Below are 19,358 nucleotides of genomic sequence, written 5' to 3'. Positions count from 1 at the left end.
CCAACTGTGCGGGGGTGGGAAGACGAACCAAAATTTTCAATTTTTGGGTTCTTTCCCACTCCCGCGCTTTTTTAATGGTTCAAACTTTAAAAAGTCTAATGATTTTTATGAAAGTCTTCATTTTTAGGAGTAATCTGCGAGGTAGTCCTTGTATAAGGAAAAGAATTGTTCTCTTTTATTGACAGCCATCTTGATATAGATATTGTGAATATGTGTTTTGACTGTACCGACTGAGAGATAGAGTTCCTGAGCAATCTCTTGATTTTGTTTGTGTTCGAGCAAGAGCTGGCAAATTTCCTGTTCTCGTTCGGTGAGATGGTAATGGTCAAAAAAGGCTTGACTGGCATTTTTGGATGGAAGATCGCTTTGTAGGTGCTGAAGTCTTCTTTCCAAGATAGGGTAATCTTTTAAGAAATAATAGAGTAAAAGCCAGCAGACAGCGATGGAAAAAAGGTCCTCTGAAACATTTCTGTTCATAATTTTCGTGTTGAAAACATTGTACTGATCAACAGTGAAGATAACGAAAGTGTCCTCAATTAAAATAGCCAAACTGGAGCTTATGGCTAGTATAGCTAACCATTTGAGGTATTTCCTATTTAAGGCGGCTAGATTTTTGTTCTTAATGTTTAAAAGAGCGATGAGACCTGTATAAAACAGCAACAGCTGATTGGGTAAATAATACAGATATACTTTGGTGGCCGTATTTGGCAGCGATGGTAAGAGCATGAAGAGAAAAACAGCCAGTAAAATAAGATATTCCCACCAAGGCATCTGCTTTTTACTCACAAAACGAACAATCCATAACTGACAAAAATTATTGACGAGGAAAATAGCTGTTTTAATGAAAGAAGTTCCCTGAAAGGAAGTGTTGTAACGAGAAGCAAAACTTGAAATAATTTCAGTCATTGAAATGATGGAATTATCTAGGATAAAAAAGAGCAGATAAAGAGAAATGACTAAGTAAAGTGATTTCCTTTTTCTGTTTTTTTCTTTTATGAAAAGGCTTACCGAGAAGGCCATGGTAACAGCATAAAGCATCATTAGCAGCAGATTATAAATATAGATGAGTTCAGTTTTCATAGAAGAACCATCCTTTCAATTATCTCTTTAACATTTATCATAATTATATCATTCAAATAAACTTTTATTTTAACGGCTTTGTTAAAAAGGTCTAAACCTTGGGTTTATTTTTTTAATGTGGAAGATTTCAGAAGGTTTAGGCAGCTAAACCTTGTTTGAAAACGTTTACAACCTAAGGTTTATAGTCAACTGTCTTTTAAAAACATATGATAGGGCTAAAAAGAAGGAGGACTTCATGATGACTAAAACAGACTATATTACCACTGAGGAATTTTCTAAAGAAGAATTGCTAAAAATTGCAGATCTCTCTTTAAAAATCAAGGCCTGTATCAAAAATGGCTATTATCCGCCTTTATTAGAGCATAAAAATTTAGGGATGATTTTTCAGCAGTCGTCAACTCGAACCCGTGTTTCCTTTGAAACGGCTATGAGCCAGCTTGGTGGCCATGCTCAGTATTTGGCACCTGGACAAATTCAGCTCGGTGGTCATGAAACCATTGAAGATACCTCGAAAGTTCTTTCCAGATTGGATGATATTTTGATGGCGCGTGTTGAACGTCACCAGAGCGTGGTGGATCTGGCTCGATGTGCTGATGTGCCAGTCATTAATGGGATGTCTGACTATAACCATCCTACTCAGGAACTTGGAGATTTATGTACCATGATAGAACATCTGCCAATTGGTAAAAAATTGGAAGACTGTAAGGTAGTTTTTGTTGGTGATGCAACTCAGGTTTGTTTCTCCTTGGCTCTAATCACGACAAAGATGGGCATGGAATTTGTTCACTTTGGTCCTAAGGGCTTTCAGCTAAATGACATGCATAAGGAAAAACTGGATAAGATTTGTGAATTATCAGGTGGAAAATATACTGTTACAGATGATGAATATGCGGTTGAAGGAGCAGATTTTCTTTATACGGACGTTTGGTATGGTTTGTATGAGGCAGAATTATCTGAGGAGGAGAGGATGCGAATTTTCTTCCCTAAATACCAAGTGAACAGTCAAATGATGGCCAGAGTTGGTGCTGATTGTAAATTCATGCATTGTCTGCCAGCAACTCGCGGTGAAGAAGTGACAGATGACGTGATGGACGGGCCTCATTCTATCTGCTTTGATGAGGCAGAAAATCGCTTGACTTCTATTAGGGGGCTGCTTGTTTATCTTTTGAGAGATTGGGCTGAAAAAAATCCTTATGATCTGATCAAACAAGAAACTGCCAGAGAAGATTTAAAAACCTTTTTAGAGACAAACTAAGTAGCAGAAAAACAAAAGCTATAAGATGAGCATGTACTAATTTCAATAAGTTGGGAAGGAACAGTTGAACTTATAGGCGCGGTGCAGAAAAAACTTGGATTTTTCTTTATTTTCGCTTATAAGGGAAAGGAAGGTTTCTATGGGAACAAAGAAAAAATTCAGTTTATTTAGCGCAGTACTTTCTGTTATTTGTGTTGTTTTTGTCGCTGAGGCAGCTGCTCCGGTAGCTGCCATTGGCAACTCGCAGTTCTTTTGGTGGCTCTTTTTGCTGATTGCCTTTCTCTTGCCGTATGGTCTGATTTCTTCTGAGTTAGGAACAACCTATATTGGTGATGGTGGTATTTATGATTGGGTGACTAAGGCTTTTGGCCATAAATGGGGAGCTCGGGTGGCCTGGTATTACTGGATCAATTTTCCGCTTTGGTTGGCCTCTTTAGCGGTTATGACACCGGGTTTATTGACAACGGTGACCGGGCATTCCTTTTCGACCTTTGAAGCTATCATCATTGAGCTTATTTTTACTTGGCTGGTGGTTTGGATCAGCTTTTATCCAGTCAGTGACAGTATTTGGATTTTAAATGGTGCAGCTGTTATTAAAATGCTTTTGGCATTGCTGGTCGGCGGTTTAGGACTTTATGTGGCTCTGACTAAGGGCATGGCAAATGAAATGACCTTAAGATCCCTCTTGCCTTCCTTCAATTTGAACAGTCTGTCTTATATTTCTGTCATTATTTTTAATCTGCTTGGATTTGAAGTCATTTGTACCTTTGCAGGAGACATGGAAAATCCTAAGAGACAGATTCCTCAATCTATTATTGTTGCTGGTCTCGTCATTGCTGCCATCTATATTTTTTCTGCTTTTGGTATTGGTGTTTCGATTCCGACAGATAAGATTTCAACCAGCAGCGGCATGATAGACAGCTTTAAATTGTTGACAGGCTCTAGCAGCGGCTGGTTTATCATGGCTATGGCCTTTCTGTTTTTATTGACCCTCTTTGGTAATATGATTTCTTGGTCTTTGGGCGTCAATAATACAGCCTCTTATGCGGCAGAAAATGGGGATATGCCTCGGTTTTTTGCTAAAAGAAGTCACAAAAGAGATATGCCCATTGGTTCAGCTCTTGCTAATGGCCTCGTTGCCAGTATTGTCATTATCATTGCACCGCTTTTGCCCAATCAGGATTTATTTTGGGCCTTCTTCTCTTTGAATTTAGTCATGTTCTTATTATCTTATGTTCCAGTATTTCCAGCTTTTTTCAAATTAAGAAAAATAGATCCTGCAGCACCACGCCCTTTTAAGGTTAGCGGCAGCGAAGGTTTCTTAAAAGTGCTTGTCGTCTTACCAATGATTTTAATTGTGATTTCCTTGATTTTTACGGCTTTGCCGTTGGCATTTGATTCTGAGACCTTAGCTGCAAAATTACCCATAACGATTGGTTCTCTTATTTGTATAGCAATAGGCGAGCTGATTATCATTATTAAAAAAATAAAGAAATGAGGCAAACAAATGGCAAAACGTATCACAGCTACGACACCTAAGCAAGATGGCTTTAGAATGCCGGGTGAATTTGAAAAGCAAAAACAAGTTTGGATGCTCTGGCCCTGGCGCAATGACAATTGGAGACTGGGAGCAAAGCCTGCCCAAAAGGCGTTTTTAGAGGTAGCAGAGGCCATCAGTGAATTTGAGCAAGTTTCCCTCTGCGTTCCGCCGCTGCAGTATGAAAATGCCTTGGCACGTGTATCAGAACTAGCTAGGGATAATATCCGAGTCCTTGAAATGACCAATGATGATTCGTGGATTCGCGACTGCGGACCGACTTTCCTGGTTAATGATAGGGGAGATTTGCGGGCAGTAGACTGGGAATTCAATGCTTGGGGCGGTTTAGTTGATGGCCTCTATTTTCCTTGGGATCAAGATGCCTTAGTCGCTCGCAAAGTTTGTGAAATAGAAAATGTGGATTCTTATAAAACAAAAGATTTTGTGTTAGAAGGCGGCTCCATCCATGTGGATGGCGAAGGAACGGTTTTGGTAACAGAAATGTGCCTTTTGCATCCTAGCCGTAATCCTCATATGACTAAAGGAGACATTGAAAATAAATTAAAAGATTATTTGAATTGTGACAAGGTTCTGTGGGTGAAAGACGGGATCGATCCTTATGAAACCAACGGTCATATTGATGATGTCGCTTGTTTTATCCGGCCGGGAGAAGTTGCTTGCATTTATACAGATGATAAAAATCATCCTTTTTACAAGGAAGCTCAAGCAGCCTATGACTTTTTATCTAAGCAGACAGATGCCAAGGGACGCCCTTTAAAGGTCCATAAAATGTGTGTCACTAAAGAACCTTGCTACCTAAAAGCAGCTGATACCATTGATTATGGTGAGGGCAGCATTCCGCGGGAAGAAGGTGAAATAGCGATTGCTTCTTATTTGAATTTTTTAATTGTTAATGGTGGGATTATTTTGCCTCAATATGGTGATGACAATGATCAGCTAGCCCTACAACAGGTACAGGAAATGTTTCCAGATAGGAAAATTGTCGGCGTAAGAACGGAAGAAATTGCCTACGGCGGCGGAAATATTCATTGTATTACTCAGCAGGAACCTGCTGTTTAGTTTAATAACTGGTGGGAGAAAATGTATGGCAAAAAGAAAAATTGTCATTGCATTAGGAGGAAATGCAATTATATCGAAAGACGCTTCTGCAAGGGCACAGCAAGCTGCACTGGCACAGACAGCCAAATATTTAATTGAGTTCATCAAAAACGGTGATGAATTAATCATCACACATGGAAATGGTCCACAGGTGGGAAATTTGCTGCTGCAGCAAACAGCTGCCGATTCTTATGAAAATCCAGCCCTTCCCTTAGACACTCTGGTAGCTATGACCGAGGGCTCCATTAGCTATTGGCTTCAGACGGCTTTATTGAATGAATTACGAAAAAACGCTATTGATAAAGAAGTTGTATCGGTAGTTACAGAAGTACTTGTATCAGCTGACGATCCAGCATTTAAGAAGCCAAGTAAGCCTATCGGTCCCTTTCTAAGTGAGGAAGAAGCTTATTTGCAAGAAAAGATGACTGGTGCTGTTTACAGGGAAGATGCAGGCAGGGGATGGCGAAAAGTCGTTGCTTCTCCTAGACCGATTGCCATTCAGGAAGTCGCAACGATTAAAGCCTTAATTAATTCGGGAACAGTTGTTATTACAGCTGGCGGTGGTGGGATTCCTGTTATTGAGGATCCTAAAACAAAAGATTTAAAAGGTGTAGAGGCTGTTGTTGATAAAGATTTGGCCAGCCAGTTACTGGCTGAAAAAGTTGAGGCTGATTTGTTCATTATTCTAACAGGCGTTGAGTACGTTTATATTAATTATGGCCAGCCTAGTCAGGAAAAATTAGAGGAAATAAGAGTTAGTCAACTGAGAAACTTGATAAAACAGGGTCAGTTTGCAGCCGGCAGCATGCTGCCAAAAGTAGAAGCAGCAGCGTCTTTTGTTGAGTCCCACCCTAAGGGGAAAGCGATTATTACTTCTTTAGAAAATGTAGCTAGTCTTATTTCCGAAAACGCAGGAACACGAGTTATAGCTGATTAAAATATCTTGTTGTAATAACGAACTTAGGTGCAGCAGTAAAAACAAAGCTGCTCTGTAAGAAGAAGGGAGACTAGGCAAAAACTGGTCTCTGTACACAAAAAAAGAGCATTTCCGCAGTTGGAGATGCTCGTTTTGTCTCACGCTTCTTTTCTATCGATAATAGCTTATATATTGCTTATGATTTCAGGGAAAAGTTTGGCCAGAATTTTTCCTGTTATGATTTGGCCCGGTCCTTGATAGCAATACGTGTGCATGTACATAGAAGGGTTGAAATTAAGCTCAATACAGGTGCAGTTTGGCTGCTCTTTACTGGCTGTTAATTGGGTATCCGGAATAATCAAATCAACACCGCAGGCCCAGGCTCCCATTGCTGTCGCCATGTCAGCCGCTAAGTGTTTGTAGCTGAAATCCATAGTTTCTGTGACATCGATAGAATCACCGCCAGTTGAGATGTTGGAATTTCCACGGAGATTGACCTTGACTCCCTTAGGCAAGACATCTTCGGGCTTATAGCCTTCTTGCTGCAGCATCAGTAATTCAATGTCACCTAAGTCAATGATTTCAAGAGGAGAACGATGATCGCGGCCGCGAAGTGGATTTTGATTTTTTTGCTCAACCAGCTGCCGGATAGTGTGATGGCCATCACCAACCACATTGGCAGCGACTCGTAGGAGAACAGCTTCGCATTTGCCATCCAGAACGAAAAAGCGGTATTCTGTACCTGAGACAAACTCTTCCACAAGGACAGAAGAATCTTCAAGAAAGGCAATATCAAGCGCTTTTTCATAATCCTTTTGACTGGCTGCTGTTTCAAAAATTGAAATACCTAGACCAAAATTAGTAGACTTGGGTTTGACAACGATTGCCTTGTTTTTGATCTGTGTATAATAGCGGAGTGCCTCGTCTTTATTGTCAAATTCCGCTCCGGCAGGAACCGGATAGCCATGCTCTCTTAGGATTTTTTTAGTTACAACTTTATTAGCCATGGCCAAGGGGATAACATAGTTGTCTTTAGAAGTCATATTGCCATTTTTGACATATTCAATATGGCTACCATGCCAGAGCTTGAGGAACTGATCGTTCTCATCTAAAATATCAAAATGAACTCCTTTTTGAATGGCATCAAACAGCAGCATTTGAGTTGACAGTTCCATATTTTCATAGCCTTTAAGAGCGTAGTAAGCCTGCCAGGCGTAGTCATGGTATTTTTGTCCTTTTTGGCGTCCAAATGTTTCTAAAGATAGATTATCGATATGCTCAAAGAGACGGCCGCAGATGGTCAAATGAGGGTCGGTGATTTGTTTTTTGATATCAGTCAAAAGCTGTTCATAGTAGGTAGGCAGTTGAAAGTGCTTGATGACTTCTTTCATAGCTGTCAAAATATCTTGGTAGGGAGCTTCTTCAGGAAGTTTTTCCAAAGGATGCGACAGTGCTATCTTATCATTTAGCTTGTGGGCTTTTTCAAGTGCCTGATTAATCTGTTTTGGTGAATCGAGCCACAGCAGAGCTAGAATAAAGAGGTGGACGCTGTCGATAGTTTCTTGAGCAATCCCGCAGTTTTCAAAAGGATCCAGATCAAAACAACGAAATTCTAAATAGGTAATTCCCTTGGTCAAGTAATCACGGCTGTACTTGCTGCCGCGCAGGCGGACGGCTGAATAAAACTCTTTTTCCGCTGACAGGGAACCCGTCTTAACATAATGTTCAATGCTTGAGACATAATTTTCCAGGCTGTCAAAAGGTACGCTGACATCCTCAGTATTGACATAGCCCAAATGACTGTTTCGGATGGAGCGAACAGGCTGACTGAGTTCTTCATTTAAGAATCCTTTTTCTGCCAGCGGGCTAGCACCGTAGAGATAGGTTAAAAACCAGCGGTAGACTAAGAAATTTTGGGCGACCTTTAAATAGAGGTCGTTTTTAAAAGCGATAAACGACTGATAAGCGCTGCGCTTAAAAAGTTCCCTCATCAAATTCTTGCCTAGTTCCATGTTGTAATGAATACCCGACATGGATTGAAGTTTCTTGCCGTATTTCTCGGCTAAATGCTGACGGTAAGCTAGTTCAAAGGAATCATCTAAGCGGGCGATTTCAATTTCGTCTTCGCTGATTTTAGGCGGCATGGACAAGGGCCAAAGGTACTGGTCTTTGTCTATGCTGCGCCCTGCTACATCAGTGATAGCTCCTAAAAAGCGGAGCACTTCCTTACTGGACTGGGCTACTGGGGTAATGAGCTCTATTTGGGGTTCGCTGTAATCGGTCTGGATATAGGGATGAAAATTACGGGAACCGAGCACTGCAGGATGCGGTGTCTGTGCTAGACGGTTAGTTTTTTGATCAATGCGCAGACTCTCTCTTTCCAACCCAAAGGTGGCTTGTAAGATGGGGAGACTTTGTGGACTTTTTTGTAAAATACGATCAATGTTTGCCATATTCTTTCTCCTAAAAGATAATCTAGTTCTAGTTTACAAGAATGTTCGGAAAAACGCAGGATTCCGATACGAAATATTGAAAAACAATCATAAATTTCTTATAATAAATTGTAAGGCAAACTTGCAGGTGAGATTCCTGCCGTGTTATAGCTATTTAAATAAAGTTGAGATACTGCTTTTTGGCAGGAATTTTTACTGTCCTGATTGCATTTTGTTTTTGGGAACAGTGCGATTTACAAAAAGTTCAAGCGTCTGCTTTTTTAGAAAGGCTATAGTTTTGAAGAAAGGATGAGGACTCTTTTGATTAGAGTTCGTATCAGTATATGACATCAGTAGTAGTAGTTGGAACTCAGTGGGGAGATGAAGGCAAGGGAAAAATCACTGATTTTCTGTCAGCAGATGCCGAAGTGATTGCGCGCTATCAAGGTGGTGACAATGCAGGCCACACCATCGTGATTGATGGTAAAAAATTCAAGCTGCACTTGATTCCGTCAGGGATTTTCTTTCCAGAAAAAATTTCAGTCATTGGCAATGGCGTAGTGGTCAATCCTAAATCCTTGGTTAAGGAGCTGACCTATCTTCATGAAGAAGGTGTTGCGACAGACAGTCTGCGTATTTCTGACCGTGCCCATATCATCCTGCCTTATCATATTAAACTTGATCAGCTGCAGGAAGCGGCCAAAGGCGACAATAAGATTGGAACGACCAATAAGGGAATCGGTCCTGCTTATATGGACAAGGCAGCACGTGTCGGTATTCGGATTGCGGATTTGCTGGATAAGGACATCTTTGCAGAGCGCCTGCGAGCTAATCTAAAAGAGAAGAACCGCCTCTTTAGCAAGATGTACGAATGCGAAGAAATCGCTTTTGAAGATATTTTTGAAGAGTACTATGCCTACGGTCAGGAAATCAAGCAATATGTCACCGATACTTCCGTTATCTTAAACGATGCTCTAGATAAAGGAAAACGTGTTCTTTTCGAAGGTGCACAAGGTGTCATGCTGGATATTGATCAAGGAACCTATCCTTTTGTAACCTCATCTAATCCGGTTGCGGGTGGCGTGACCATTGGTTCAGGTGTGGGTCCAAGTAAAATCAACAAGGTTGTCGGTGTTTGTAAAGCTTATACTAGCCGTGTTGGTGATGGACCGTTTCCTACTGAACTTTTTGATGAGGTTGGTCACCGTATCCGTGAAATCGGTCATGAGTATGGCACGACAACAGGACGTCCGCGTCGTGTCGGCTGGTTTGATTCAGTCGTTATGCGCCACAGCCGCCGTGTGTCAGGCATTACCAATCTCAGTCTCAACTGTATCGATGTTCTTTCAGGACTTGAAACGGTTAAAATCTGTGTAGCCTACGATCTTGACGGTCAGCGCATTGACCACTATCCAGCCAGCCTTGAGCAGCTCAAGCGCTGTAAACCAATTTATGAAGAGCTGCCAGGCTGGTCAGAAGACATTACAGGGGTGCGCAGCCTAGAAGACCTGCCAGAAAATGCTCGCAACTATGTTCGCCGTGTCGGCGAGCTTGTCGGTGTCCGCATCTCAACTTTCTCTGTTGGACCGGATCGTGATCAGACCAATATTTTAGAAAGCGTTTGGGCAAATATTTAATATTAATTGTTAAATACCATGATATAAATGTGAAGAAGCATTGATTTTGTATGAGTTTCATAAAAGCTGGAAAGACCAGCCAGCTTTTGTGAAGCCTGCATTTCAATGCTTTTTATTGTGAAAAAAGAAACACAGCAGACTTGCAAATAAAAACTGCAAATTGAAGAAAAGGTTCAGACTTTTTCTTCATGCATTTGTCGTGTTCGTCACCCACTACAGTTGGCAAGCAGCTCTTTTAAGCAACACGGTCATTGTAAAACGCAAAATAACACACAAAAAGAGGTCAGTACAAAAGTCTAACCTCTTCAATTAGAGTTCGTTTTAATATCATAATGCAGTGGTTAGGACTCAAAACATCCCGTGGACGTTTTGAGGTAACCAAGTAGCTTTAGCTAACTTGGAGTTTCTCCTGCACAGTCCATTTGCCTCTAAGGTACAAAATAAAGTTATGCTCATCCGTCAATCAAATGGCTAATTATTATTTTGTTGCATAACCAATAGCTTGACCAATACCGTATGATACTGCATAAACAGCTCCAACAGCTCCTATAGCACCAAACACAAGGGGAAGAACACCACCTTCAACGTTCATTAGCTCTTCATTTGTCATTTCAGGATAATTCATAATTGCATTTGTCATATGATAAACCTCTTTCTTTCACATTAATCTTTTTTGAATTGTCGTTAAATCTACCGAGTTGAATGGTAACCGTTGTAAACACCTGTACCAATTATTCCAGTTGCTGGACTAATGAGCCAAGAAGTCACAAGAGCAGCTTCTCCAGGATTGTTATAAGCCCATCGACCGACATTACTAAGCCAATTACCACCTTCTACAGCAGCGAGTGCTTGAGCGTTCATGTTTTCAAATTGTTCCAATGCTTGAGTTGTCATAGTATACCCCTTCTATTTTCTTTTTTATTGCAGGTTTTTTGCCTGACATGGTCATTTTACAATCTTGTCATCTGCTTGTGAACCCCCAAAGCGGCATTGTTAGAAAAACGAAAAAAATACGTTACTACTGCGAAAAAAGAAAAAAAATTAGATTTCAATCGTTTTTAAATGAGAATAATTTTAGCTTTGACTAAAAATAGAGATAAATTTAATTTCAATCAAATTTCCTAAAGAATAGACATGGGAAAGACAGCCATGATGGTAAAGTTATCATCCGCAAAGAATAAATTTTATAAGTTTAGAGACTGAGAGTAGTTCTTGGTCTTTTTTATTTGAGCGCTTTTAGCTTTCTGCTTTAATTAAATTAAACAGTTATGAAAAATCTGATAATAGGGTGATAAAGCAATAACAATGGATTTAGCAGCGCTTCCACATTAATGAGGAACTAATTTGGCTTTGTTTTGTAAGCGCAAACATTTATAATGAAAATATCAAAGAAAGGGGGATAAGGTGTGAATTACAGACAGGTAAGTATTTTACGAGATTTGCTGCTGACAGATGATTTTATGGCCGGCAAAACACTGGCTAATAAGTATTCGGTCTCGACAAAAACCATTTATTCAGATTTATCTTTCTTAAATAGAGAGATAGAAGAGCTATCTAATAAAATCGAAAAAATTCCTAGGCGCGGGATACGTTTGGCTGTTAATGCCAATGAAAAGAAACATCTGGCAGAGTTGCTAAATCATTTTCATACTGAGGAAATGAATGATATTTCTAGAGAGTATCTATTGTTAAAATCTCTTTTCTTTGATGAAAAAGAGATAGACATCGTTGATTGGTCTGTTCAGTATTTCGTCAGCGAAACCTCAGTAAGGAGGGATATTGATAAATTAGAAAACAAGTTTGCAGTTTATAAGATTCACATGGAGCGCCATAACGGCAAGTATAGAATTGTCGGACAGGAACAGGAAATAAGAAAGTTTCTGAGAAATTACTTGATAACAGAGTTTCACTTAAGTCGGCATACCATCACTCATACTAGTCAGTTTACCTATTTTTTCTCAAAAGAAGAAATAGAGCGTGTGATTTCAATTGTCAATCATTATGCAGCGACTTATCATTTTATTCTGAGTGAGCAGTACAGTATTTATTTAATTGTTGATTTGCTGATTGCCAAGATGCGCTATCTAAACGGTAATGCAATCGTATCAAGCGAGATGCTCCACTTCGTCAATGACCTTTCTTATTATGAAGTCTATACCTTTGCCGGCGATTTATTCAGAGAATTTGTCTGCTTAAAAGATAAGTCCATGCCCTTATTAGAGATTATTAATCTCTCCTATACCTTGCTTTCGGTTGGCTATGAGACCAATGACTTGATTGTCGGCGATCAGATTAATAATATCATCAACAATCTGATTGATCGCGTCAGTCAGCTCCTCAGTATTGATCTGAGAGGAGATCACCATCTTTTTAAAATGCTTGTCAGTCACGTGCAGCCCATGATTTTTCGTCTGAAAAATAAGATTATGGTCAACAGTGATATCACTGAGGAAATTAAAAAGAAATACAGTGTTCTTTACAATATCGTTTGGCTGTCCTGCCGTGAATTGTCAGATGCCTTTTCTATCGATATTACAGATGGTGAGATGGCCTTTTTGACGGTGCATTTTGAAATAGCTATTGAGAAACTGGCTAAACCTTTGATGATTTATGTGGTCTGTCCTCAGGGATTAGCGACAACTGAGCTGATTATGACATCTTTGTCGCATGTCATCTCAAATTTTGATCACCTGATAAAAATTGATGCCAGTGAACTGACACAGGCCAAGATTAAACAGGCAGATATGATTATCAGTTCCATTTCACTGTCAGATATAGAGGTTGATGAATCCAAGGTTGTTTTTATCAGTCCTGTCTTAACCGATGCTGATTTGGAAAATTTACAAAATCAATATCTACAGCTTCAAAAGGGCAACAGACGGGTTCTGTCTGTTATAGAAAACAAGGAGGTTTATACCAAATCTCTGATTCATCAGCTGATCGGAAAGAATGTCTTTTTAAAAGTTGATAAACGGACAGTCAATGACTGCATTGATTTTCTTGTTGAGAAGTCAACAGATCAGAACCGCAAGAATCAACTGTATCACCAATCTATATTGATTCGTGAGGATCTAGGAAGCACTAGTGTTTATACCGGAATAGCGCTTCCTCATGCTTTGCCGGTTGCTGTGAGTGAATCTCAGTTAGTGATGATGACGTTGAAAAAACCTATTCGCTGGGGAAGTAATATGGTTAAGGTGATTATGTTAATTTCGATGTCTCAGGAGGATGAATTTTTTTACAAGGATGCTTTAATAAGCATTTATTCTAAGATAGACAGTTCGGAATATATCGATAAATTGTGGCATTCCTCGACTGTCTCTGACTTTATAGAATTATTGTAAAAAAGCCGATAAGAATGAAAGGAGTTAACATAATGACTGAAAAAATGAAACTTGAAGATTATATAACGCCAAAGCTCATTTTTGTTAATGAAAACTTTGAATCAAGCGATGATATGTTTGCAACCATTTATGAAAAATCCTTGGATTTGGGTTATGTCCATAATACTTTTCTGGAAAAAATTATAGAACGGGAAAAGAATTTTCCAACAGGTCTGCAGCTGGAAAAAATGGGCGTTGCCATTCCTCATACCGATGCTGAGTGCATCAAAAAAGAATTCGTTGCCATTGTCACAACACATCCAGTTACTTTTGTAAGTATGGAAGATTTTAATCAATCGGTGGCTGCTGAGATTGTCTTTGTTTTGGGGCTGAAAGAGCCTCACGCTCAGCTTGAAATGCTCCAGTCGCTGATGGGGTTGCTGCAGAATTCAGAAATATTAGCTCAAATAAGGAAGGCTCGTTCTGCAGAAGCCATTGTAACTATTGTAAAAACAAATAACATTTAAAGGAGACGCATTATGTCAAAAATTAAAGTATTGGTAGCCTGCGGTGCAGGAATAGCAACTTCTACCGTTGTTATGAAAAAGATTGAAGATTTGTTTACACGCAATCATATTGATGCCCAAATCACGCAGATTAAAATCGCAGAAGCCGCGTCTAAGCAGGATTCAAACGATTTATTGATTACGACAACTATGCTGCCGACAGAATATAAAATCCCTGCTATCAAAGCAATGGCTTTCTTAACAGGAATCGGACAGGATAAGGTTGAAGCTCAAATTTTGGAAGAAGTGGCTAAAATACAGGCTAATCAATAATTTGCAGTACTTCATTATTATTTAAAAGGAGACGATTATGGATACATTAACAACTGTTGTTCAAGGTATTTTGAATATGGGCTCAAGCGTAGTGCTGCCGATAATCATTTTTACTTTGGCAGTTATCTTTCGAGTTCCGGTGCGCAATGCTATTACATCAGGCTTGACTGTAGGGATCGGTATGTTAGGGATTAGTCTGGTATTAGGACTCTTGTCCGACAATGTTGGTCCTGCAGCGCAGGCCATGGTTGAGAGATTTGGCTTGGAACTTACCATTGTGGATGCCGGCTGGCCAGCAGTCTCAGCAGCAACCTGGGCTCATCCGATTGCGGCGGTAATGATACCGGTCATCTTGCTTGTCAACCTCATCATGCTGGCCTTCAATTGGACCAAAACACTCAATATTGATATTTGGAATTACTGGCATATGAGTGCGGCAGCAGCCACTGGTTATATCGTGACTAAGAGCTTTTTCTGGGGCATTGTCTGCGGGATTGGCTATACCATCATTGTTCAGATTATTGCCGATAAAACAGCTCCTTATGTTCAGGAATATTATGGACTTGAAGGGGTTTCGATATCAACAGGTTCTGCTCAAGGCTATGCCATTCTTGGTATTCCTATTGCCTGGGCTGTCAGCAAAATTCCTGGTATCGGCAAACTTGATGTCAAACCCGAAACCATTCAAAAACGCTTTGGCATCTTTGGTGAACCAATGATCATGGGAATTATTATTGGCGGAGCGCTCGCAATTCTAGGCGGCTATAACGTTACCAAAATCCTTCAAACAGCCATGGCTATGGGTGCGGTTATGTTTATTCTGCCGCGCATGGTTAAGATTCTTATGGAAGGACTCATTCCTATTCAGGAAGCTGCTCAGTCAATGCTACAAAAACGTTACGCTGACCGTGAAATCTTCTTGGGAATGGATGCAGCTCTTGCAACAGGTTCTCCAGCAGCACTGTCAACAGGTCTCTTGATGGTTCCTATTACACTGCTTATTGCTGTTTTGCTGCCGGGTAACCGCGTGCTGCCTTTTGCCGACTTAGCAACAATTCCTTTCTTTGCTGCCTTGGTTGTCCCAACTCGAAAAGGAAATATCCTGCATTCAGTTATTGCCTTGACTGTTGTTATTACCTTTGCTTTGTGGATGGCAACTGACTATGCACCTGTTATGACAAAAATGGCAGAAGGGGTTGTCAAATTCCCTAAAGGCGCTTCGCAAATTTCCAACTTTGATACGGGCGGAAATCTGCTTAACTGGATCTTCCTTAAGCTATCAGAGTTAGTTAAATCAATTTTTTAAAAGTCATTTCATTATTACTATAAATCATTAGATATGGAGGAGATTTAAATGAGTGTTCCCAAAAAGATGAAAGCTGTTTTAAAATCAGCTCCCGGTTTCGATCATATGTCTTTGGAAGAAATTGATGTTCCAGAGGTCAAAGGGGATCGTGTCTTGATGAAGGTAGCCTATACGGGTATTTGCGGGACAGATATTCATACCTACAAAGGCGAATATAAAAATGCTGTCACTCCCTTAGTACTGGGACATGAATTTTCCGGACAGGTCGTGGCTGTCGGTGAGGATGTGACAAAGGTCAAAGTGGGTGACCGCGTTACCAGCGAGACCACTTTTGATACCTGTGGCGAATGTGCTTACTGCAAAGAGAAAAAATACAATTTATGTGAAAAACGCTCCGGAATTGGTACAAAAGCTTTTGGCAGCATGGCTAATTATGTTCTGACACGCGAAGAAAGTGTGCATATTCTTCCGGATAATGTCAGCTATAAATTGGCAGCCATGTCAGAACCGCTGGCTTCCTGCGTACATGCCATGTATCAATTGACGCCGCTTGACTTCCACGATACCATTCTCATCATCGGTCCTGGGCCTATGGGACTTTTGTCCTTGCAGATTGCCAAAGAAATCGGTGCCTTTACCATCGTTTCAGGTGTTACCAAGGATGCCGACCGGCTGAAAATTGCTAAAGAATTAGGTGCCGATATTGTTGTCAACACACAAGAAGAAGATCTGGCTCAAATTATAGCAGATGTTACTAATGGTGTGGGAGTAGACAAGGTTTATGACTGCTCAGGTGCCATTCCTGCTGTCAATGCGGCGCTTCCTCTGATTCGCAAAGGCGGCGTACTGCAGCAAGTAGGACTTTTTGCCAAAGATTTAAATGAACTTGATGAAAGAACCATCATTCAGCATGAAATCACTTATCAAGGATCGCGGTCACAAAATCCTTATGACTGGCCAATAGCGATTCATTTGGAAAGCAAGGGTGCTATTAATGAAGAAAAAATGGTAACTGCGGTCTTTGATTTGGAACATTGGCGGGATGCTTTTGAAGCCATGATGGCCGGTAAGGAGCTGAAAGTTCTCATTGCTTCTAATCCCGGAGAATTAGACTAATACTCAATCAAAATCAAAAATAGACTAGACGACAAGCTATAGTTTTGATTTTTGAAGAGAACAAGGTCAAAAAGGGTCTGGAAATAGAGTTAAGGCTGGCTGATTTCAGTTTGACTTATCCTTAGATTATAAAGGTGAGGTGAATCCCTCTTACTCGACTGACTCCAGACCCTTTTTCTAAAGGCATATATGCTCAAAAAATCACAAGGAGAATAAGGATTATGAATTTTGAATCAGATGACTATTTAAAGAAAGTAGATGCTTGGTGGCGTGCAGCCAATTATCTCTCAGCAGCTCAGATGTACTTGAAGGATAATTCGCTGTTAAAAAGAGAACTGACCCAAAATGACCTCAAAGTCCATCCTATCGGGCACTGGGGCACTGTTCCGGGACAAAATTTTATCTATGCGCATTTGAACCGTGCCATTAACAAGTATGATTTAGACATGTTTTATATTGAAGGACCTGGACACGGCGGGCAGGTCATGGTGTCTAATTCTTATTTGGATGGCAGTTATACTGAATTAAATCCTGAAATCACCCAGACAGAAGAAGGTTTCACTAAACTTTGTAAAATCTTCTCTTTCCCAGGCGGCATTGCTTCGCACGCAGCTCCTGAAACACCGGGTTCTATCCATGAAGGTGGTGAGTTGGGTTATGCCATGTCACATGCGACAGGTGCGGTGCTGGATAATCCTGATGTTATCGCTGCGACGGTTGTTGGTGATGGCGAGGCTGAGACGGGTCCTTTGATGGCCGGCTGGCTGTCCAATACCTTTATCAATCCTGTTAATGATGGTGCGGTTCTGCCGATCCTGTATCTCAACGGCGGAAAAATTCACAATCCGACCATTCTGTCTCGCCGCACAGATGAGGAACTGCAGCAATTCTTCCAAGGTCTGGGATGGGATCCAATTTTTGTTGAGGTCAAGGAGCCAACTCTTGAATCACATCGACTTATGGCTGAAAAACTGGATGAAGCTGTTGAAAAAATCAAAGCTATTCAGGCTAAAGCTCGCAAAAATCGGGCAGACCAAGCAGCTATGCCAGCATGGCCAGTACTAGTTGCTCGCATTCCTAAAGGCTGGACAGGTCCGAAAGAGTGGGAAGGTGCCCCTATCGAAGGCGGTTTCCGTGCTCACCAAGTCCCTATTCCGGTCGATGCCCATCACATGGAACATGTCGATGCTCTCTTGAAATGGCTGAAATCTTACCGGCCCGAAGAGCTGTTTGATGAAACTGGCCGTTTAGTGCCTGAAATTGCGGCTATTTCGCCAAAAGGTGATCGGCGGATGTCAACCAACCCAATCACCAATGCAGGTGTCCTTAAACCAATGAACACTGCCGATTGGAAGAAATTTGCTATAGATACCACAAAACCAGGTGCTGTAGTTGCTCAGGACATGATAGAATTTGGGAAGTATGCGGCTGATTTGGTTGAAGCCAATCCTGATAATTTCCGTATTTTTGGTCCTGACGAATCCAAATCCAATCGTCTCAATGAAGTGTTTAAAAAGACTGACCGTCAATGGCTGGCTCGCCGGGATGAAAGCTATGATGAATGGCTCAGTCCTGCTGGGCGTGTGATTGATTCACAGCTGTCAGAACATCAGGCAGAAGGCTTCTTGGAAGGCTATGTTTTAACAGGACGCCACGGCTTCTTTGCTTCCTATGAATCCTTCCTGCGTGTGGTTGATACAATGATTACCCAGCACTTTAAATGGTTGCGTAAATCCAAAACGCACACTACTTGGCGCAAAAATTACCCATCTTTGAATTTAATTTCAACCTCAACTGTCTTCCAGCAAGATCACAATGGCTATACCCATCAGGATCCAGGTATTTTAACGCACTTGTCTGAAAAAACACCAGAATTTATCCGTGAATACCTGCCAGCAGATACCAATTCCTTGCTGGCTGTTATGGACAAGGCCTTGAAATCAGAAGATAAAATTAATTTAGTCGTGACTTCTAAGCATCCTCGTCCGCAATTCTATTCTGCTCAGGAGGCTGAGGAATTGGTTCAAAAAGGTTACAAGGTGATTGACTGGGCCTCTACCGATAAGGGGCAGGAACCTGATGTGGTCTTTGCAGCTGCAGGAACGGAACCAAACCTAGAAGCATTAGCAGCTATCAGCATTCTGCACAAGGAATTTCCAGAGCTGAAAATTCGTTTTGTCAATGTTGTTGATATCCTGAAACTTCGCCATCCTAGCGTAGATTCCAGAGGTCTGAGCGATGAAGAATTCGATGCTGTCTTTACCAAAGATAAACCTGTCATTTTCGCTTTCCATGCCTATGAAGGTATGATTAGGGATATCTTTTTCACTCGGCACAATCATAATCTTCACGTTCACGGCTACCGCGAAAACGGAGATATCACCACGCCGTTTGATATGCGGGTGCTGTCCGAACTGGACCGTTTCCACTTAGCTCAGGATGCCGCACTGGCCGCCTTAGGAGATAGGGCTTCTGAATTTGCCCAAGCAATGGATGAGAAAGTTTCTTATCACAGACAGTATATTCGGGAGCATGGCGATGATATTCCAGAAGTTAATCAGTGGCAGTGGGAAAACTTAGAATAATTGCTCTTAAAATAAAAGAGTCCTGCTTATCTCTCATATATTAGATGATGATTAAATAATAAAAACCGTTAGAAATGTTGACTTATCAACGATTCTAGCGGTTTTTTTAATTTGCTTGAGAGCCTAAAAAACAAAGGCAGCCAAGTTTTTTCTTTTTTAAGAAGAATTTTGAAATAAGTTTTGAGTTCAAAAGCCATCAAGCTCTTAAAGCTT

Annotated in this window: 15 protein-coding genes; 11 read left to right on the top strand and 4 right to left on the bottom strand. The window is 40.8% G+C overall.

Annotated features, from left to right (window positions below; translation table 11 throughout):
* Positions 1-123: 123 nt before the first annotated feature.
* Positions 124-1,080 (bottom strand): response regulator transcription factor, encoded by a 957-nt coding sequence (locus SCSH_RS01395; RefSeq protein WP_057490117.1) that lies wholly within the window; start codon positions 1,078-1,080, stop codon positions 124-126.
* Positions 1,081-1,315: 235 nt separating this feature from the next.
* Here SCSH_RS01395 and ptcA point away from each other — a divergent pair, with 235 nt between their 5' ends.
* From ptcA to arcC, 4 genes are all read left to right on the top strand, one after another.
* Positions 1,316-2,335: a putrescine carbamoyltransferase gene (gene ptcA / locus SCSH_RS01390; protein ID WP_057490116.1), complete on the top strand. Its 1,020-nt coding sequence runs from the start codon at positions 1,316-1,318 to the stop codon at positions 2,333-2,335.
* A 139-nt stretch (positions 2,336-2,474) separates the two neighbouring features.
* Complete coding sequence (locus SCSH_RS01385; RefSeq protein WP_057490115.1) at positions 2,475-3,833, top strand: APC family permease; 1,359 nt, start codon at positions 2,475-2,477, stop codon at positions 3,831-3,833.
* A 9-nt stretch (positions 3,834-3,842) separates the two neighbouring features.
* On the top strand, positions 3,843-4,952 hold the full coding sequence (aguA, locus tag SCSH_RS01380) for an agmatine deiminase (RefSeq protein ID WP_057490114.1): 1,110 nt from the start codon (positions 3,843-3,845) through the stop codon (positions 4,950-4,952).
* Between the two features lie 25 nt (positions 4,953-4,977).
* Positions 4,978-5,928: a carbamate kinase gene (arcC, locus tag SCSH_RS01375; RefSeq protein ID WP_057490113.1), complete on the top strand. Its 951-nt coding sequence runs from the start codon at positions 4,978-4,980 to the stop codon at positions 5,926-5,928.
* Positions 5,929-6,092: 164 nt separating this feature from the next.
* Here the strand turns inward: arcC and gshAB are convergent, their stop codons facing one another.
* Positions 6,093-8,360 carry a bifunctional glutamate--cysteine ligase GshA/glutathione synthetase GshB gene (gshAB, locus tag SCSH_RS01370; protein ID WP_057490112.1) on the bottom strand — a complete coding sequence of 756 codons (2,268 nt, stop codon included), beginning with the start codon at positions 8,358-8,360 and terminating at the stop codon, positions 6,093-6,095.
* Positions 8,361-8,683: 323 nt separating this feature from the next.
* Here gshAB and SCSH_RS01360 point away from each other — a divergent pair, with 323 nt between their 5' ends.
* Positions 8,684-9,976, top strand: coding sequence for an adenylosuccinate synthase (locus SCSH_RS01360; RefSeq protein WP_057490110.1), 1,293 nt, complete (start codon positions 8,684-8,686; stop codon positions 9,974-9,976).
* A gap of 478 nt (positions 9,977-10,454) precedes the next feature.
* Here SCSH_RS01360 and SCSH_RS10830 read toward each other — a convergent pair whose 3' ends face one another.
* Together SCSH_RS10830 and SCSH_RS01355 are read right to left on the bottom strand one after the other, a co-directional pair.
* Positions 10,455-10,616, bottom strand: a complete 162-nt coding sequence (locus SCSH_RS10830) for a class IIb bacteriocin, lactobin A/cerein 7B family (protein ID WP_082581924.1) — start codon at positions 10,614-10,616, stop codon at positions 10,455-10,457.
* 50 nt (positions 10,617-10,666) lie between these two features.
* Complete coding sequence (locus SCSH_RS01355; RefSeq protein ID WP_057490109.1) at positions 10,667-10,870, bottom strand: ComC/BlpC family leader-containing pheromone/bacteriocin; 204 nt, start codon at positions 10,868-10,870, stop codon at positions 10,667-10,669.
* A gap of 512 nt (positions 10,871-11,382) precedes the next feature.
* On the opposite strand from SCSH_RS01355, the gene SCSH_RS01350 reads away from it, so the two are divergent.
* From SCSH_RS01350 to SCSH_RS01325, 6 genes are all read left to right on the top strand, one after another.
* Positions 11,383-13,320 carry a BglG family transcription antiterminator gene (locus SCSH_RS01350; protein ID WP_057490108.1) on the top strand — a complete coding sequence of 646 codons (1,938 nt, stop codon included), beginning with the start codon at positions 11,383-11,385 and terminating at the stop codon, positions 13,318-13,320.
* Positions 13,321-13,352: 32 nt separating this feature from the next.
* Complete coding sequence (locus SCSH_RS01345; protein ID WP_057490107.1) at positions 13,353-13,826, top strand: PTS sugar transporter subunit IIA; 474 nt, start codon at positions 13,353-13,355, stop codon at positions 13,824-13,826.
* A gap of 12 nt (positions 13,827-13,838) precedes the next feature.
* Positions 13,839-14,138, top strand: a complete 300-nt coding sequence (locus SCSH_RS01340) for a PTS sugar transporter subunit IIB (RefSeq protein WP_057490106.1) — start codon at positions 13,839-13,841, stop codon at positions 14,136-14,138.
* Positions 14,139-14,175: 37 nt separating this feature from the next.
* Positions 14,176-15,444, top strand: a complete 1,269-nt coding sequence (locus SCSH_RS01335; RefSeq protein ID WP_057490105.1) for a PTS galactitol transporter subunit IIC — start codon at positions 14,176-14,178, stop codon at positions 15,442-15,444.
* Positions 15,445-15,492: 48 nt separating this feature from the next.
* Positions 15,493-16,560: a zinc-binding dehydrogenase gene (locus tag SCSH_RS01330; protein WP_057490104.1), complete on the top strand. Its 1,068-nt coding sequence runs from the start codon at positions 15,493-15,495 to the stop codon at positions 16,558-16,560.
* Positions 16,561-16,781: 221 nt separating this feature from the next.
* Positions 16,782-19,145: a phosphoketolase family protein gene (locus SCSH_RS01325; protein WP_057490103.1), complete on the top strand. Its 2,364-nt coding sequence runs from the start codon at positions 16,782-16,784 to the stop codon at positions 19,143-19,145.
* The last annotated feature ends 213 nt before the right edge of the window (positions 19,146-19,358 follow it).

Source organism: Streptococcus orisasini (assembly GCF_001431045.1).
GTDB lineage: Bacteria > Bacillota > Bacilli > Lactobacillales > Streptococcaceae > Streptococcus > Streptococcus orisasini.
This window is presented reverse-complemented; position numbering and strand designations above follow the sequence as displayed.